The sequence below is a fragment of the Allobosea sp. NPDC055353 genome (assembly GCF_053644975.1).
Map to the genome: position 1 here is coordinate 1,074,288 of NZ_JBSHMC010000001.1, position 14,496 is coordinate 1,088,783.

Genomic DNA, 14,496 nt, shown 5'->3' on the forward strand with positions numbered 1-14,496 from the left:
CGTCAGATTCCAAGCAGCCAGGGGGCGAGGGGAATTGGCAGTCCCAGCGCGTATTTGAACAGCAACGCGCAGCCGAATGTCATCACGGCGGCGAAGATCACCAGCTCCTTCAGGCTGCGGTCGCTCGCCGCCATGCCAGAGAACAGCACGACCAGCGGCCCGGCGATGACGAGGCCGAGCGAAGGCACATGGATCGGCCCGAGATCGAAACCGCGGATCGCCAGCGCGAAAAGGACGGTCCCGCCGAGGACGTGGATGACGGCCCGCCACGACCAGGGCGTCAATGCCTCGCCGTGATAGCGCAGCGAACTCAGCGCGAGAATCACTCCCAGCGCGCCGCAGATCGTCGCGATGGATTTCGGCAGCATGCCCGCCCCGATCTGTCGCAGGCTCCCCATGGGCAGATCCCAGGCCATGAATACGGCCACGCAGGCAAACAGGATCATGAACAGCCCTGCCCACATGTCCTGCGTCGATCTGACCCGCAGACCCTGCGCCCGCTCTATCTGGTTCAAACTCATGAGGCTTCTCCGATTGGCGACCCGGTGCGGGCGGTTCGTTTCTGCGGTTTCGGTGCCACGAAGGGCAGGACGTGGCGGTCGTCGAGCAGCGTCACGCTTTCCCTGAGGATCGCGAGGAAATCGTCGCGGGAGGGCAGCTTCTGCTGCGGGCGCCAGGAGACGCCGACAAGCGCGCCCGGCGGCGGCGGATCGAGCATCGCGCCGCGCAGGCGCCGCATCGTCACGCCCGGAAAGGACAAGCGCGAGACCCAGTCCGGCGCCAGCGCCATGCCGAGCCCGGCCGCGACCGCCGACATCATCGCCGGTTTCTCGGTCGCCTCGATGGTGACGTTCGGGACCGCGCCCACGCTCTCGAAATAGGCCATCACCAGATCGTAGGCATAGGGCCGGATGCGCTTGGACGGCACGACGAAGGGCTCGCCGACGAGGTCGAGCATGGTCAGGTGCTCGCGCGCGGCGAGCGGATGGTTCTCGTTCAGCACCACGATCGGGCGCTCGACCCGCAGGATCTCGAAGGCGCAATCGGTCGGCTTGCGTGGCGGGCGGGTCAGCGCCAGGTCGAGCTTGCCGGCTTCCAGCATCTGGACGAGCGCGGCCGTCATCGCCTCGACGAACTTGATCTCGGTGCCGGGGAAGCGGGCGCGGAAGGCCATCAGCGCCTCCGGCACGAAGCTCGACGAGGCCGCGTCGATCGCGCCGACGCGCAGCACCTTGCCCGAGGCGAGCGAGGCCTCGCGCACGGCACGCGAGGCATGCTCCATCTTGACCAGGATGCCCTTGGCCTCCTCGAGCATGATCAGCCCGGCGCGGGTCATCGCGACCTGCCGGGTGGTGCGGGTCAAAAGCGCGACGCCGAGTTCGTCCTCGAGGGCGCTGATCTGCCGCGATAGCGCGGGCGGCGCGACGCCGAGCCGCTCGGCTGCCCGGCCGAAGTGCAGCTCTTCCGCCACCGCGATGAAACATCGCAGTTGCCGCACATCCATGAGCCGTCCCCTGTCCCGTGTATCGCTTGCCGCGATATCTCTATCGGTGGCCGTCGCCAATAGCGGTTCCGACCAAGGTGTCGATCCTACAGAAATTCATAATCTTTTGACAACAAAGCCTTTCGGCTGAGCGCCGATGAGGGCGCCCAGCCGTGGAAGGCTCCGGAAACGCTTGCGGTGTCAGGAGGTTGGGGCAGGGCTAGTCCGGGCGAAGCGGATGATTCGGCCATCGATGAGCGCGAGCCCGACGAAGATCGCAGCCATGCCGGCGAAATGGCGCGGCAGCAATTCCTCTCCCAGGAGGCCGGAGCCGAGCAGGATAGCGCTGACAGGGATCAGGAAGGTGACGAGCATGACGTTGCTCGGCCCGGCCGTGCGCATGATCCGGAAGAACAGGAGATAGGCGAGCGCCGTCGAGATCAGCGCCAGTCCGACGAGGGCGAGAAGCGCCTGCTGCGACGGTACCGGCAGCGTCCAGGGCGGATGCATCACGAAGACGATCGGGATCATCATCAATGTCGAGGCCGAAAGCTGACCCGTGGCGGCGACCAGCGGCGACACGCCCCTGAAACGCCGGCCGAGCAGGCCAGAAAAGGCATAGGAGACGGCGGCGAGGATGCAGGCGAGCTGTGCCGCCAGATTGGAGCCGAGCCCGGTGATCGCGTCGGGACCCATCAGGATCGCGACGCCGACGAGCCCGGCCAGAACGCCGCCGAGCTTCAGGCCCGTCGCCCTCTCGTTGCCGAAGCAATGCATCACCAGCACGGCGAAGATCGGCGTGGTGGCGTTCAGGATCGAGGCGAGGCCGCTCGCGATCTGCTGCTGGCCCCAGAGGAACAGGCTGAACGGGATCAGGTTGTTGAGGATGCCCATCCCGAAGAAGGCGAGCCAGAGCTCGCGCCCGACCGCCATCGACTGGCCTGCGATTCGCACGACCAGAAGCAGCGCCAGCGCCGCGAGGCCGACGCGCACCTGCACCACGGCGAAGGGCGGCCATTCCGCCACGGTCAGCTTGTTGAAGAAGAACGAGCCGCCCCACAGGAGCGACAGGACGATCAGCAGGAGCCATTCGAGCGGGCCCATGCGCAGCGCGGGAGCGGAGGTCGGCGGTGTCATGGCGGAAGCTCTGCTCGCTGGCCGGGTCATTCCGCGTCAGTAGGCGGCCGGGCAAGGCCCGGCCACCCGGATTCTGCACGCTCTTTCGCTCAGGCGGCTTCGGCGTCGCGCGCCTGCCACATCGCCTGGAAGGCCGGCCGCGCCTGGCAGGCTTCGAGCCAGGCCTTGACTCGCGGGGCGGCGTCGAAGAGCTGCGTCGCCGGCTTGGCGTAGCGGATCACCTCCGCGACGTTGATGTCGGCGACGGTGAAGCGGTTGCCCATCACATAACCGCCGTTCTCGGCCAGCGTCTTGTCGAGCACGGCGAAGGGGCCGGGCAGGGCGGCGAGTGCGGCCTCGACCAGCTCGGGCTTGCGCTTCTCCGGCGGATAGGCGGCGAGATGGAACTGCAGGTTGAGCGCGTGGCTCTCGCATTCGGTTGCGGCCCAGAGCGACCACATTACGGCCAGCCCTTCCTCCTGCGCGTCCTTCGGGGCGAGCGGGCCGCCATGCTTGCGGGCGAGATAGAGGTTGATCGCCAGCGATTCGTGCAGCTTGAAGCCGTTGTCGTCGATGCTGGGGATGTGGCCGTTCGGGTTGATCTTCAGGAAATCGGTGCTGCGGGTATGCAGCGGCACGCCCGGCGCCTTCGGATCGGGCAGGCGATAGGCCTGGATCACCGGCACATGGTTGAAGGGCAGGCCGAGCTCGTTGGCGAGCCAGATGACGCGCGTCGCGCGCGAGCGGTAACAGCCATAGATGGTCAGGGACATCGGCGGAATCCAGCGAGAGAGGGCGGACGACGACGAGGCCGACTGAAAGCGCCGGTTCGTCACCCGTCACAATAGGCCGGGCAGGCCGCATCGGCCAATGCCAATGATCGGCTCGCGGGCGAGGTAAAAACCGTTTGACGCGGGCGCTTTGCGGGTGCATTGGCCTCATGCCTCCGGCCCCTGCGGCCGGCTGCTCACAGGAAACCCCGACCCGATGCCAAGCGACAGTCCCAGCCGACAGTCGAAGCCGTCCGCCGCCGCCTCGCGCGCCTGACCGGGTCCCCCGGCTCGCCTGCGATCCGGCCACGACGGCCCGATCGCAAGGAATAGAGCCATGAACGACACCGCCGCCACGACGGACCTCCTTGCCGTGACGCTGGCCCAGACGCTGGCGCAGGAACACGTCGCCGACATCGTCGAGACGTTGAACGACCAAGACGACGCGACCATCGCGCATGTCCTGGCCGAACTGCCGTTCGAACGCGCCGTCGAGGTGCTCGACCAGCCCGAGCTCACCGCCGCCGCCGAGGCGGTGGCGCTGCTGCCCGACCAGCGCGCCGGTGCGCTGCTCTCCGCCATGTCGGCGGACCGGGCGGCCGACGTCTTCCAGGAGTTCGACGAGGAGACGCGGGCGCGTGTCAGCGGGCGCCTCGATCGCCAGACCCGCTCCGACCTCAAGAAGCTGCTGGCCTATCCCGAGCACAGCGCCGGCTCGATCATGACGACCGAGTTCGTCAGCGTGCCCTCGAACTGGACGGTGCAGCAGACGCTCGACCATATCCGCCGCGTCGAGCGTTCGCGCGAGACGGTCTACGCGATCTACGTGCTCGATTCCGTGACGCGCAAGCTGGTGCGCGCGGTCTCGCTCAGGCGCCTGATCAGCGGCGATCCGGAGGCGCCGGTCGAGTCGGTCGTGCCGGCGCACAAGCCGATCTGCGTCACTCCGGAAATCGATCGCGAGGAGGTGGCGCGCCTCATCACCAAATACGATCTGCTGTCGGTGCCCGTCGTCGATGCGGAGGAGCAGCTTATCGGCATCGTCACCTTCGACGACGTCATCGACGCGATGATCGCCGAGACCACCGAGGACGTGCAGAAGCTTGGCGGCATGGAGGCGCTCGACGAGCCTTATAACGAGATCGGCTTCGTCTCGATGATCCGCAAGCGCGCCGGCTGGCTCTCGATCCTGCTGGTCGGCGAGATGCTGACCGCATCCGTCATGCAGTTCTTCGAGGGAGAACTCGAGAAGGCGCTCGTGCTGACGCTGTTCATTCCGCTGATCATGAGCTCGGGTGGCAATTCCGGCTCGCAGGCGACTTCGCTGATCATCCGGGCGCTGGCGCTGCGCGAGGTCACGCTGAAGGATTGGTGGAGGATCGCACTGCGCGAGTTGCCGACCGGTCTCACGCTCGGCAGCATCCTCGGCGTGATCGGCGTCGCCCGGATCGTCGCGTGGCAATGGCTCGGCTTCTACGATTACGGGCCGCACTGGATGCTGATCGCCGCGACGGTCGGTGGCACGCTCGTCGGGATCGTCACCTTCGGCTCGCTCGCCGGCTCGATGCTGCCCTTCGCGCTGAAGCGGCTCGGCTTCGACCCCGCCAGCGCCTCGGCGCCCTTCGTCGCGACGCTGGTCGATGTCACCGGCCTGGTGATCTATTTCGGCGTGGCGGCGCTCATCCTGACCGGGACGCTGCTGTAAGGCAGATGGCCGTCATTCTCGGGCGAAGCGTAAGCTTCGACCCGGGAATCTCGGGCATGGCAGGGTGCGCGCTCGTCATGAGATACTCGGGTCGTGCCCGAGCATGACCTACGCGGCTGGCAGGCGCCGGCTCGCGATTACGCGACGGCCTTCGCTACCATCTCCGGATGCTGGCCGATGACCCTTACATAGGCGACAGCGAAATCCGGCGCCGTCGCCCGTGCCTGTTCCCAGTCGCGCAGCGTGCCGACCGGAACCCGGAAACGGGTGGCGAACTCGGATTGCGAGAGGCCGAGCCGGGTCCGCGTCTGGCGGATCAGGCGTGCGCGCTGGCCACGGTCGAGTGCCTTGGCCGATGCGTCGAAATCCTCGGCATCGGCGATATCAGCAGGAAGAGCGGTAGGCTCGTTCTTCACCCGTGTTGCTCCTTCTCACCGAGATGAAGCGGGGCAGATCGCCCCGCCAGACAAAAATGCCGGTGAACAGCTTCTTTTCGACGATCCCGACGACCTTGAAGCGTTCCTCGCCGTCGATCTCGCGGATGGAGGGAACGATCAGGTGATCTCCGTCCTCGAAAATCCGATCGCCGAACGCCAGGGGCAGCCCATGCTTCTCACGGTTGGCCGCGTCTTTGACGGGATCAAATCTGTCTTCCGACATCTGCTCGAATATGCGGGATTTCCGTACAATGCGCAATCCGCCGCGCTGCGGAGGTCGTCATTCTCAGGTCAAGCCAGAGAATGACCTGGAGCGGTCCGCCTCAGCTCGCCAGCACGCGCTGCGGCGGGAAGGTGATCTCGACCAGCGTACCTTCTTTCTTGACGCTGGTGATCGCCATCGCCGCGCGGTTCGCCTCGACCAGCGCCTTGGTCAGCGGCAGGCCGAGCCCGGTGCCGCCGGCGCGGCGTGTCGTCGGCACCTGGCGGAAGGGTTCGAGCGCGAGGCGCAGCTCGTCGTCGTCCATGCCGATGCCGGTATCGCGGACCCGCAGGATCGCCTCGCCCTGGTCTCCGAGCGCGGTCGAGATGATGACCTGCCCGCCGGCATCGGTGAACTTCACCGCGTTCGACAGCAGGTTGATCGCGATCTGGCGGATCGAGCGCTCGTCGGCGACGACCGGCGGCAGTTTCGGCGACAGCCCCGAGCGCAGCACGACGCGGCCGCGCTGCGCCTCCGGCTGGAGCAGCGACACCGTCGACAGTGCGATCTCGTTCAGGTTGACGCTGACGAAGTCGAGGTCAAGCTTGCCGGCCTCGATCTTGGCGAGATCGAGCAGGTCGTTGACGAGGCTGATGACGTAGCCGCCCGACTGGTGGATGTCGCGCAGATATTCCTTGTAGCGCTCGTTGGCGATCGGTCCGAAGCGCTCTTCCGCCATCACCTCGGCGAAGCCGATGATGGCGTTGAGCGGCGTGCGGATCTCGTGGCTGATCTTGGCGAGCACGTCGGATTTCTGCGCGCTCGCCATCTCCGCCGCCTTGCGGGCGTCGACCAGCTCGCCCTCGGTCTTCTTCCAGGCGGTGATGTCGCGCAATACGGCGCAGAAGCGCGGCTCGTTGCCATGGGCGATCTGGCCCATCGTCATGAACAGCGCGATCTTGCCGCCTTGCCGCACGCGGCCCTGCACCTCGCGCCCGTCATTCATGACCGAGGCGACACCCCCGCCCTTCAGTCCTTCGAGATAGTCGAGCGCCGGCGCGTGGCTCTCGCTGGCGAAGAGCAGGGTGAACAATTCGCCGGTGACCTCGCGCTGGTCGTAACCGAACAGCGCCTCGGCCGCCTTGTTCAGCGACAGGATGCGGCCGCGATCGTCGACCGTGACGACGCCGTCGGTCGCGGTGTCGAGCATGGCGGTGAGCTCGCCGATGCGGGCATCGCGCGCATCGGCATCGAGCCGGAGCGCCTCGACCCGGGCCGCCGATTCGGCTTCCTCCGCCGCGAATTCGGCCGCAAGCTCGGCTTCCTCCGCTTCTTCCGGCGTCAGGACCGGCACGTCGCTGCCGTCACCGTTGGGATGGCGGAAGGCCATCAGCGTGGCGGGTTCGTCCTGCCAGCTCACGCTCGACAGCACGGCATCGACGCTGACGAGGTGGCCGAGCCGGTCGAGCAGCGTCATCGTGCCGCCATCGGCGCGGGCGGCTTCCTTGATCAGGCGGCTGACCTTGCCACCGGCCTTCAGGTCGGCGAGATCGGCATAATCCAGCAATTCGAGCAGCGTGCGGTTGGCATAGAGCGCCTCGTCGCCGCGATTGACGAGAACGGCGATCGGCAGCCGGTCGAGCACGTCGGCGTGGGAATTGCGGTGGCGCGCCGGGGCGGCAGCCGCTTCGGCCTCCGCGGCCGGCTTCGCCGCCGGGGTCTCTTCCTTGTCCTTGACCTGCAAGGGCGCGACCGGGGGTAGGCGCGGCGTGCTCGGCTCTTCATCGCCGGCAAGTCTGGCGCCCAGCGCCTTGGCGATCTCGCGGAAGGCATTGCGCTCGGCCGAGCTCAGATGCGACTTCGACGGTTCGAGCACCGGCCGGATTGCGGTGAGATGCCCGTTGCGCAGCGGCACGATCTTGCCGGGCAGGGGCTCGCGCTCCGGTGCAGCAGGCGCTTCGGAAGCAGGCTCTGCCGCAGCATCGTCCTGCGGCGGGTCGAAATCGATCGAGGCGGCGGCTTCATCTGCCTCCTCCTCGCGGTCGTCCTCCGGCAGATTCGAGAGATCGTCCGCCTCGGACACGCTGACCGTCGGGGCTTCCTCGCCGGCCGAGGCGGCCGCGATCACGTCGTCGGCGGCAGGCGACGCGGCCGGAGCATCCTCCATTGCGGCAAGGCTGGCCGCAGGTTGCGCATCGTCGTCCTGAATGGCTTCGGCGGTCGCATCAACCTGTTCCGCCTCGACCTGCGCATCCGCCGCCGCGGTATTCGCCTCGGGCATCGGGAACGGGCAGCGCTCGTTGAGCCGGGCGATGCCGAAGCCGCGGAAGCCGGCGAGCTGGCGCCCGGCATCGAGCACCGGCACGCCGGAAAGCTCGACCGGCGCGGCCTCGTCGGGCGAATCGGTGCGCCACAGCACGCCGTGGCCGCTCCAGGTCGCGGGATTGGCGAAACGTTCGATCAGGCCGCCATCGCTGTCGGCGAAGACGGAGCCGAGCAGGTCATGCCAGCGCTGGCCGATCAGCTTGGCCGCAGCAGCCTGCCCGGTCAGGGTGGCGATATTGTCGGAGAGCTTGGTCAGCTTGCCCTCGCGATCACTCTGCCAGAGGAAGCGGACCATGGCCGGCCTGGCGGGTGCGGGGACCTCATTCAGGGGCGTAGCCGGGGTGGGCGCGGCTGCCGGCGCAGCTTCGGCGGGCGCCGCCTGCGGAACGGCGACGCCAAGGCGGCGCAGCTCGGAGGCCTGCACGGCAATGGCCAGAACCGAGCGCCCGTCGGGGAGCGAAACCAGCTTGCTGCCGCAGGTGACCGGAACCGCGGCGAAGCTTGCGGTCAGGCGCAGGCGCTCCAGCCGGATGCCGTTGGCGGAGGCCATGCCGCCGGCCAGCAGGTTGAGGCGCTGCCGGGTCGGTCCCGGCAGGCTCACCTGTCCGCCGAGCAGCGCTTGTGCCGCGGCATTGGCGAAATGCGGCTTCTCGGCAGCCGGGTCCCACAGCAGCAGGGCACCGCCGGCAGCAAAGGCTGCAAGGGCTGCGTCTTCAGCCGCTGCCATGCTCCACCTCGCCCAGTCCTCTCCGGCCTCGCTCATGCCTGCCTGCTCGTTCGATCCGCGCCCGTTATGCCTAACAAAGCCTTAATAGACCCCAAACGGCGGCAAATCCATGGAACCGAAGATCGCTCTCCCGCTTCTCATGGAAACAGCGTTAACATGGCGGCTGTCGCCAATTGTCACGCTGTTGTCATTGCAGCGCAACAATGATATTGCAGTGCACAATGATCTAGGGATGGATCACCACCCGACAGGAGGATTCGATGAACGGCAAGCTGCCTTATGAAGTGCCCACAGAAATGCGCGAGTTCGCCGAGCGCAGCGTCGAGCAGGCCCGCAAGGCGTTCGACGGCTTCATGGGCGCGGCCAACAAGGCTGTGGACAATGCTCATGGGACCGCCGAAAGCGCCCGCGCCAACACCCAGGATGCGACCCGCAAGGCGATCGCCTATGCCGAGAGCAACGTCGCGGCCGCGTTCGATTTCGCCCAGAAGCTGGTGAAGTCGAGCGACCTGACCGAGGTGATGCAGCATCAGTCCGACTTCCTGAAGTCGCAGGTTGCTGCCTTCCAGAGCCAGCTCAAGGACCTCGGCACCGCCGCGCAGGATGCCGCGACCAAGGCGGCCGAGACCGTCAGCAACGCGACCAAGGGCCGCTGAGGCCTCCTGATTCGGCGCCTGATGGCGCCGATACCGCTTTTCCGGCCGGACCGCGTGGGTCCGGCCTTCGCTGTTTGCCGCTGAAGGAGAGCCGTCATGGTCAAGCCTGCTCCGACCCGGACCAAGTCCAAGGTTCCGGTCAGCCTGTCCCCGGTGAAGGCGTTGACGCCTGCGCCCGCCACGACACCGCCCGCTGCCGCGCAGGCCGAGAAGCCGAAGGTTGCCGCTCCCGCGCAGCCCGCCGTCGCTCCGGCCAAGCCCGCGCCCGTCAAGGTCACCGTTCCCGCGCCGTTGCCGGTCGCGGCGGCCAAGCCTGCTCCCGTGACCAAGCCCGCCATCGCGAGCGCCCCGAAGAAGGCGGCGCCGGTCAAGATACGCATCGAGAAGCCCGTGGCCAAGGTCGCCGGGCCGAAGGTTGCCGCAAAGGCCGCCAAACGCGCGGCAGCGGTGTCCAAGGCTGTCGCTGCCGAAGTGAAGCCGGCGCTCGTCAAGCCAACAGTCGCTGAGACGGCACCCGCCAAGCCCGTCGTCGCCAAACCCGTCGTGACCAAGCCCGTCGTTGCCAAATCGGCGCCGGTCGCCGCCGCACCGGTCGCCCCTGCCGCAAAGCCGGCGGAGCCTGCTCCCGCGCCGGCTGCCAAGGCGCCGCCGCAACCCGCTTCGCTCGATTCGCTGCCGTTGCCGCGCCCGCCCGAAGCGGCTGCCGTCGTCACGGCGACCGCGATGAGCCAGGCCTTGACCATGGCACGCGCCTTCGGAGCCCTGCAGGCCCGCATGCTCGACCATGCCTGCGCCGAGCTGGAGGCGACGCTGGGCGACGCGCAGACGCTGGCGCGCAGCAACAGCGCCTCGGAGGCGATCGCGTTGCAGGCCAAGGCCGTGCGCCGCAGCTACGAATCCTATGCCGAGCACCTGAAGGAGCTCGCCCGGACCGCCAACGCGGCCCTGCGCAAGGATTGATCCAGCGGCCGGATTCGGCGTGCGCCATCGCTGCGCCGAATTTCCGGAGCCGGAGTTGAATTACGCGGTTGCAAAAGCCGAGACTCGGCACTAGGGTCCGCGCCGCTGACGACCCCGCCACGGCGGCCGGTCGCGAAGCCCTCGGTACGGGCAGCCATAGCTCAGTTGGTTAGAGCGCTAGATTGTGGATCTAGAGGTCCCCCGTTCAAGCCGGGGTGGCTGTACCATTCTCCTTCCGGACATCGTCGGAATTCCGCATCGGCTGACGGGTTGCCGGCTGCCGGCCGCTCCTCTTGAAGCGGCCTCTGCTCTTCGCCATATCATGTTCAAGCGGAAGGGTTCGCCTTTCGCCCGCGGGGTGCTGCCAGCGGCGGGTCCCGATGTCTGTGAGGCGCCTTTCGAGGGCCTGGAGCAATGACGCGTACGCCTAGCCTGTCTCACCCGTTCCTGCTCGGCTTCGACGATATCGAGCGTGCGCTCGATCGCGTCGCCAAGGGCGCGAGCGAGGGGTACCCGCCCTACAATATCGAGCGGATGCCCCGGACAGAGGACGAGCCCGATCGCCTGCGCATCACGCTGGCCGTCGCGGGCTTCGCCCGGGAGCAGCTCGAGATCACGCTGGAGGAGAACCAGCTCACGATCCGCGGCCGCCAGGGCGACGACAAGAATCGCCAGTTCCTGCATCGCGGCATCGCCGCCCGTCAGTTCCAGCGCAGCTTCCTGCTGGCCGACGGCATGCAGGTTCTCGGTGCCGATCTGTCGAATGGCCTGCTCGCGATTGATCTGGTCAGGCCGGAACCGGAACGGCTCATCCGGCGTATCGATATCATGAGCCGGGAGTAGAGGACGGAGACCCGTCCAGCTTTTGAAGGATGCGTCAGCGGTTTTCGCATCTGTTCATAATTGAAGGCGCAGTATCAGAACCGCATTCGCACTGCTCTGAAGGAGGGCGCGATGAAACAGGACAGCAATCTTATCCAGACCAACCCGCTGACCCCCGCGGAATTCGCCGCGCTCGGTGCTGGCGAGGTCGCCTATATCAAGTCGATGAGCTCGGACGAGCTGATGCGGATTTTCCCGCAGGCGCCGAAGATCGAATCCGGCTTGCAGCTCTTCACCCTGCTCTCGGCCGATGGCGCGCCGATCCTCGTCACGGATTCGCGCGAGGCCGCCACGGCCAATGCCTGGGAGCACGATCTGAGGATGGTCAGCGTCCACTGACGCCGGCCGTTTCGACCCTCAGGATGCGGTCGCCATCCCGGCGACCGCCGACTGCAATCTCACGATATCGTCCGGCGTGGACAGGCGATGGTCGCCATCCTTGATCAGCGTCAGCACGACCGGGTCGCCGCTGAGATGCTCGACCAGCTTCAGCGCCTGGCGCCACGGCACGTCGGGATCGCGCATGCCCTGCAGGATATGCACGGGGCAGCCGGCCTTGATCTCGCCGCCGAATAGCAGGTGCCGGCGCCCGTCCTCGATCAGGGCGCGGGTGATCGGCGTCGGATCGGGGGAGTATTCCGAAGGCCGCAGCCAGACGCCCTCGTCGAGGATCGTCCGGCGGATGGAATCGGGCATCTGCGCCCACATCAGGTCCTCGGAGAAATCCACCGCAGGGGCGATCAGGACGAGTCCGGCGGGTTGCATGGGTGTGCCGAACAGGCGGCGTGCCGCGAGCAGCGCGATCCAGCCGCCCATTGATGATCCCACCAGGATCGGGCGTTGACGACACTGGGTTTCGATCGCGGCGATCGCGTCGTCGAGCCAGTCCGACAGGGTGAAGCTGCCGAAATCGCCGTCGCTCTCGCCATGGCCGCCATAGTCGAAGCGCAGGCAGGCCCGGCCGTTGGTGCGGGCCCACTCCGCCAACGCTTCGGCTTTGGTCGCGCGCATGTCGGAGCGGAAGCCGCCGAGCCAGACCACCGGCGCGCCGGTTCCCTCCTGCAGGAGATAGGCGAGGCGGCGCTTCGTGGGGCCGTCTCCGACCTCGAGCCATTGCGGCGGCTGGCGCTCCAAGGCAAATCTCCTGTGACGAATCATCCGGCCGCGGCGATTAAGGGCTGCGGCGCCTAACCGATAGGGGCATATTCGCCCCGCCAAACGAAAGTCCAGATCAAGCGAGCATGACCTTCAAGCCGGGTGCCCATCTTTCACTGCCTTCGACCGAAACGCATCCGCTGGCGGGGCGGACGATCCTGCAGATCATTCCCGAGCTGGAAGCCGGCGGAGCCGAGCGCACCGCCGTCGATATCGCCAAGGGGCTGACCGATGCCGGCGCGCGTGCGCTGGTTGCGACCGAAGGCGGGCGCCTCGTGGCCGAATTGCAGGCCAAGGGCGGGGTCTGGCTGCCGTTCCCGGCGGCCTCGAAGAACCCGGTCGCGATGCTCCTCAACATCCGCAAGCTCGCGCTGCTCTGCAAGCAGGAAGGGGTGGAGCTGATCCATGCCCGCTCTCGCGCCCCGGCCTGGGTCGCGTTGGGCGCGGCGAAGCTGCTGAAGCTGCCCTTCGTCACGACCTATCACGGCTCCTACAACAGCCGCTCGACGGTGAAGACGCTGTACAATTCGGTGATGGCGCGCGGCGACGTGGTCATCGCCAACTCGGCCTATACGGCCGGCCTGATCCTGGCGAAGCATCCGGTCGCCGGCGATCGCGTCAGGGTCGTCAATCGCGGTACCAATTTCTCCGCCTTCGCGCCGGCCGCGGTCGGGGCCGAGCGGGTACAGGCGCTGCGCAAGGCCTGGGGCGTCGAACCGCATCAGCGCATCGTGCTGCTGCCCGGCCGCCTGACCAACTGGAAGGGCCAGCGCGTGCTGATCGAGGCCGCACGGCTGATGCGCGATGGCGGGGACACCGACACCGCCTTCATCCTCGCCGGCGATGCGCAGGGGCGGGACGGCTACGTCAAGGAACTCGACGCGCTGATCGCCAAGGCCGGGCTCGAGGGCCGCGTGAAGCGCGTCGGCCATTGCAGCGACATGCCGGCCGCGATGCTTTCGGCAGCGGTCGTCGCGGTGCCCTCGACCGACCCGGAAGCCTTCGGTCGCGTCGCGGTGGAGGCGCAGGCGATGGGCACACCCGTCGTGGTCTCGGATCTCGGCGCCGTGCCCGAGACGGTTCTGGCACCCCCGCAGGCTCAGCCGGGCGAACGAACCGGCTGGCGCGTGCCCCCGGGCGACGCGACCGCTCTCGCGGCCGGCCTGAACGAGGCGCTGGCGCTCCGGCCATCCGCCAGGGATGCGCTGGCGCGACGGGCGCGGGTGCATGTCGAACGGCATTTCTCGCTGGAGGCGATGGTCTCCGAGACGCTCGACGTCTACTGCGCGCTGCTCGGAGGCTGAGGTTCCGCAGCCCGCGGGAATGTCCGCCATCGCGGTGTCATGCATTGACAACGCGCATCATTGTGCAATGTGTCTGCAACAACGGCGCGAAGCGCGCCAGATACAGGAGAATACCCCATTCGTCGTCCGTACCGCGCTGCCCCGACCCCGACCAAGGAAGGTCCCCGCTCGAACCGCGACATTCGCGGAGTGCGTGATGTTCAGCTCATCGACGATACCGGCGCCAACCGTGGCGTGGTCTCGTTCTTCGATGCGCTGAAGCTCGCCGAGGATGCCGGTCTCGACCTTGTCGAGATCGCCCCGAACTCCGTTCCGCCGGTCTGCAAGATCCTCGATTACGGTCGCTTCCGCTTTCTCGAGCAGAAGAAGGCCTCGGAGGCGCGCAAGAAGCAGCGCACCATCGAGATCAAGGAAATCAAGCTGCGTCCCGGCATCGACACGCATGACTACGACGTCAAGATGAAGGCCATGCACGGCTTCTTCGAGGAAGGCGACAAGGTGAAGGTCACCCTGCGCTTCCGCGGCCGCGAGATGGCGCATCAGGATCTCGGCGTGAAGGTGCTCGAGCGCGTCAAGGTCGATACCGCCGAGGTTGCCAAGGTCGAGAGCGACTGGCAGCTCGAAGGCCGCCAGATGGTGATGGTGCTCGCGCCGCGCTGAGGCGCGAGAGACCCGCGATCACGTTCTGATCGAGAAGTAGGGCGCCGCTGGCGCCCTTTTTCATGTCGACCGGATGATTGTCATTCCGGGGCGCGCCATAGGCGCGAACCCGGA

Annotated in this window: 16 protein-coding genes and 1 tRNA gene; 9 read left to right on the plus strand and 8 right to left on the minus strand. The window is 67.3% G+C overall.

Annotated elements, in window-relative coordinates; translation table 11 throughout:
• Nucleotides 1-2: 2 nt before the first annotated feature.
• From ACWIEX_RS04900 to ACWIEX_RS04915, 4 genes are all read right to left on the minus strand, one after another.
• Nucleotides 3-521 carry a tripartite tricarboxylate transporter TctB family protein gene (locus ACWIEX_RS04900; protein WP_454031990.1) on the minus strand — a complete coding sequence of 173 codons (519 nt, stop codon included), beginning with the start codon at nucleotides 519-521 and terminating at the stop codon, nucleotides 3-5.
• The gene (locus ACWIEX_RS04905; protein ID WP_454031991.1) at nucleotides 518-1,504 is read right to left on the minus strand and encodes a LysR family transcriptional regulator; all 987 of its coding nucleotides are present in this window, start codon (nucleotides 1,502-1,504) and stop codon (nucleotides 518-520) included. Before ACWIEX_RS04905 ends, ACWIEX_RS04900 begins: the two co-directional genes overlap by 4 nt.
• Before the next feature lie 180 nt (nucleotides 1,505-1,684).
• Nucleotides 1,685-2,620, minus strand: coding sequence for a DMT family transporter (locus ACWIEX_RS04910; protein ID WP_454031992.1), 936 nt, complete (start codon nucleotides 2,618-2,620; stop codon nucleotides 1,685-1,687).
• An 89-nt stretch (nucleotides 2,621-2,709) separates the two neighbouring features.
• A complete protein-coding gene (locus tag ACWIEX_RS04915) occupies nucleotides 2,710-3,372 on the minus strand; it encodes a glutathione S-transferase family protein (RefSeq protein ID WP_454031993.1) in 663 nt (220 codons plus the stop codon).
• Nucleotides 3,373-3,706: 334 nt separating this feature from the next.
• On the opposite strand from ACWIEX_RS04915, the gene mgtE reads away from it, so the two are divergent.
• A complete protein-coding gene (gene mgtE, locus ACWIEX_RS04920) occupies nucleotides 3,707-5,074 on the plus strand; it encodes a magnesium transporter (RefSeq protein WP_454031994.1) in 1,368 nt (455 codons plus the stop codon).
• A gap of 137 nt (nucleotides 5,075-5,211) precedes the next feature.
• Here mgtE and ACWIEX_RS04925 read toward each other — a convergent pair whose 3' ends face one another.
• The 3 genes from ACWIEX_RS04925 to ACWIEX_RS04935 all read right to left on the minus strand — a co-directional run bounded on the left by ACWIEX_RS04925 (nucleotide 5,212) and on the right by ACWIEX_RS04935 (nucleotide 8,801).
• The gene (locus ACWIEX_RS04925) at nucleotides 5,212-5,490 is read right to left on the minus strand and encodes a helix-turn-helix domain-containing protein (protein WP_454031995.1); all 279 of its coding nucleotides are present in this window, start codon (nucleotides 5,488-5,490) and stop codon (nucleotides 5,212-5,214) included.
• On the minus strand, nucleotides 5,459-5,734 hold the full coding sequence (locus ACWIEX_RS04930; RefSeq protein WP_454031996.1) for a BrnT family toxin: 276 nt from the start codon (nucleotides 5,732-5,734) through the stop codon (nucleotides 5,459-5,461). Before ACWIEX_RS04930 ends, ACWIEX_RS04925 begins: the two co-directional genes overlap by 32 nt.
• Nucleotides 5,735-5,834: 100 nt before the next feature.
• Nucleotides 5,835-8,801 carry a sensor histidine kinase gene (locus tag ACWIEX_RS04935; RefSeq protein ID WP_454031997.1) on the minus strand — a complete coding sequence of 989 codons (2,967 nt, stop codon included), beginning with the start codon at nucleotides 8,799-8,801 and terminating at the stop codon, nucleotides 5,835-5,837.
• A 73-nt stretch (nucleotides 8,802-8,874) separates the two neighbouring features.
• Between ACWIEX_RS04935 and ACWIEX_RS04940 the strand changes: the two genes are divergently transcribed.
• The 6 genes from ACWIEX_RS04940 (at nucleotide 8,875) to ACWIEX_RS04965 (ending at nucleotide 11,602) form a co-directional block, all read left to right on the plus strand.
• A complete protein-coding gene (locus ACWIEX_RS04940) occupies nucleotides 8,875-9,048 on the plus strand; it encodes a hypothetical protein (RefSeq protein WP_162766477.1) in 174 nt (57 codons plus the stop codon).
• Nucleotides 9,026-9,421: a phasin gene (locus ACWIEX_RS04945; protein ID WP_454031998.1), complete on the plus strand. Its 396-nt coding sequence runs from the start codon at nucleotides 9,026-9,028 to the stop codon at nucleotides 9,419-9,421. The genes ACWIEX_RS04940 and ACWIEX_RS04945 overlap by 23 nt, the downstream gene beginning before the upstream one ends.
• Nucleotides 9,422-9,517: 96 nt before the next feature.
• Nucleotides 9,518-10,381 carry a phasin family protein gene (locus ACWIEX_RS04950; RefSeq protein ID WP_454031999.1) on the plus strand — a complete coding sequence of 288 codons (864 nt, stop codon included), beginning with the start codon at nucleotides 9,518-9,520 and terminating at the stop codon, nucleotides 10,379-10,381.
• A 150-nt stretch (nucleotides 10,382-10,531) separates the two neighbouring features.
• Nucleotides 10,532-10,608 (plus strand) — tRNA-His (locus ACWIEX_RS04955).
• Nucleotides 10,609-10,795: 187 nt separating this feature from the next.
• Entirely contained in the window at nucleotides 10,796-11,224 is a 429-nt protein-coding gene (locus ACWIEX_RS04960; protein WP_265058332.1) for an Hsp20 family protein, read from the plus strand.
• Between the two features lie 111 nt (nucleotides 11,225-11,335).
• Nucleotides 11,336-11,602: a BQ00720 family protein gene (locus ACWIEX_RS04965; RefSeq protein WP_061965588.1), complete on the plus strand. Its 267-nt coding sequence runs from the start codon at nucleotides 11,336-11,338 to the stop codon at nucleotides 11,600-11,602.
• Nucleotides 11,603-11,620: 18 nt separating this feature from the next.
• Here ACWIEX_RS04965 and ACWIEX_RS04970 read toward each other — a convergent pair whose 3' ends face one another.
• Nucleotides 11,621-12,397, minus strand: coding sequence for an alpha/beta hydrolase (locus ACWIEX_RS04970; RefSeq protein ID WP_454032000.1), 777 nt, complete (start codon nucleotides 12,395-12,397; stop codon nucleotides 11,621-11,623).
• Between the two features lie 107 nt (nucleotides 12,398-12,504).
• Between ACWIEX_RS04970 and ACWIEX_RS04975 the strand changes: the two genes are divergently transcribed.
• Both ACWIEX_RS04975 and infC read left to right on the plus strand, forming a co-directional pair.
• Nucleotides 12,505-13,722 carry a glycosyltransferase family 4 protein gene (locus ACWIEX_RS04975; protein WP_454032001.1) on the plus strand — a complete coding sequence of 406 codons (1,218 nt, stop codon included), beginning with the start codon at nucleotides 12,505-12,507 and terminating at the stop codon, nucleotides 13,720-13,722.
• Nucleotides 13,723-13,839: 117 nt separating this feature from the next.
• The gene (gene infC, locus ACWIEX_RS04980; protein WP_061965586.1) at nucleotides 13,840-14,382 is read left to right on the plus strand and encodes a translation initiation factor IF-3; all 543 of its coding nucleotides are present in this window, start codon (nucleotides 13,840-13,842) and stop codon (nucleotides 14,380-14,382) included.
• Nucleotides 14,383-14,496: the final 114 nt, after the last annotated feature.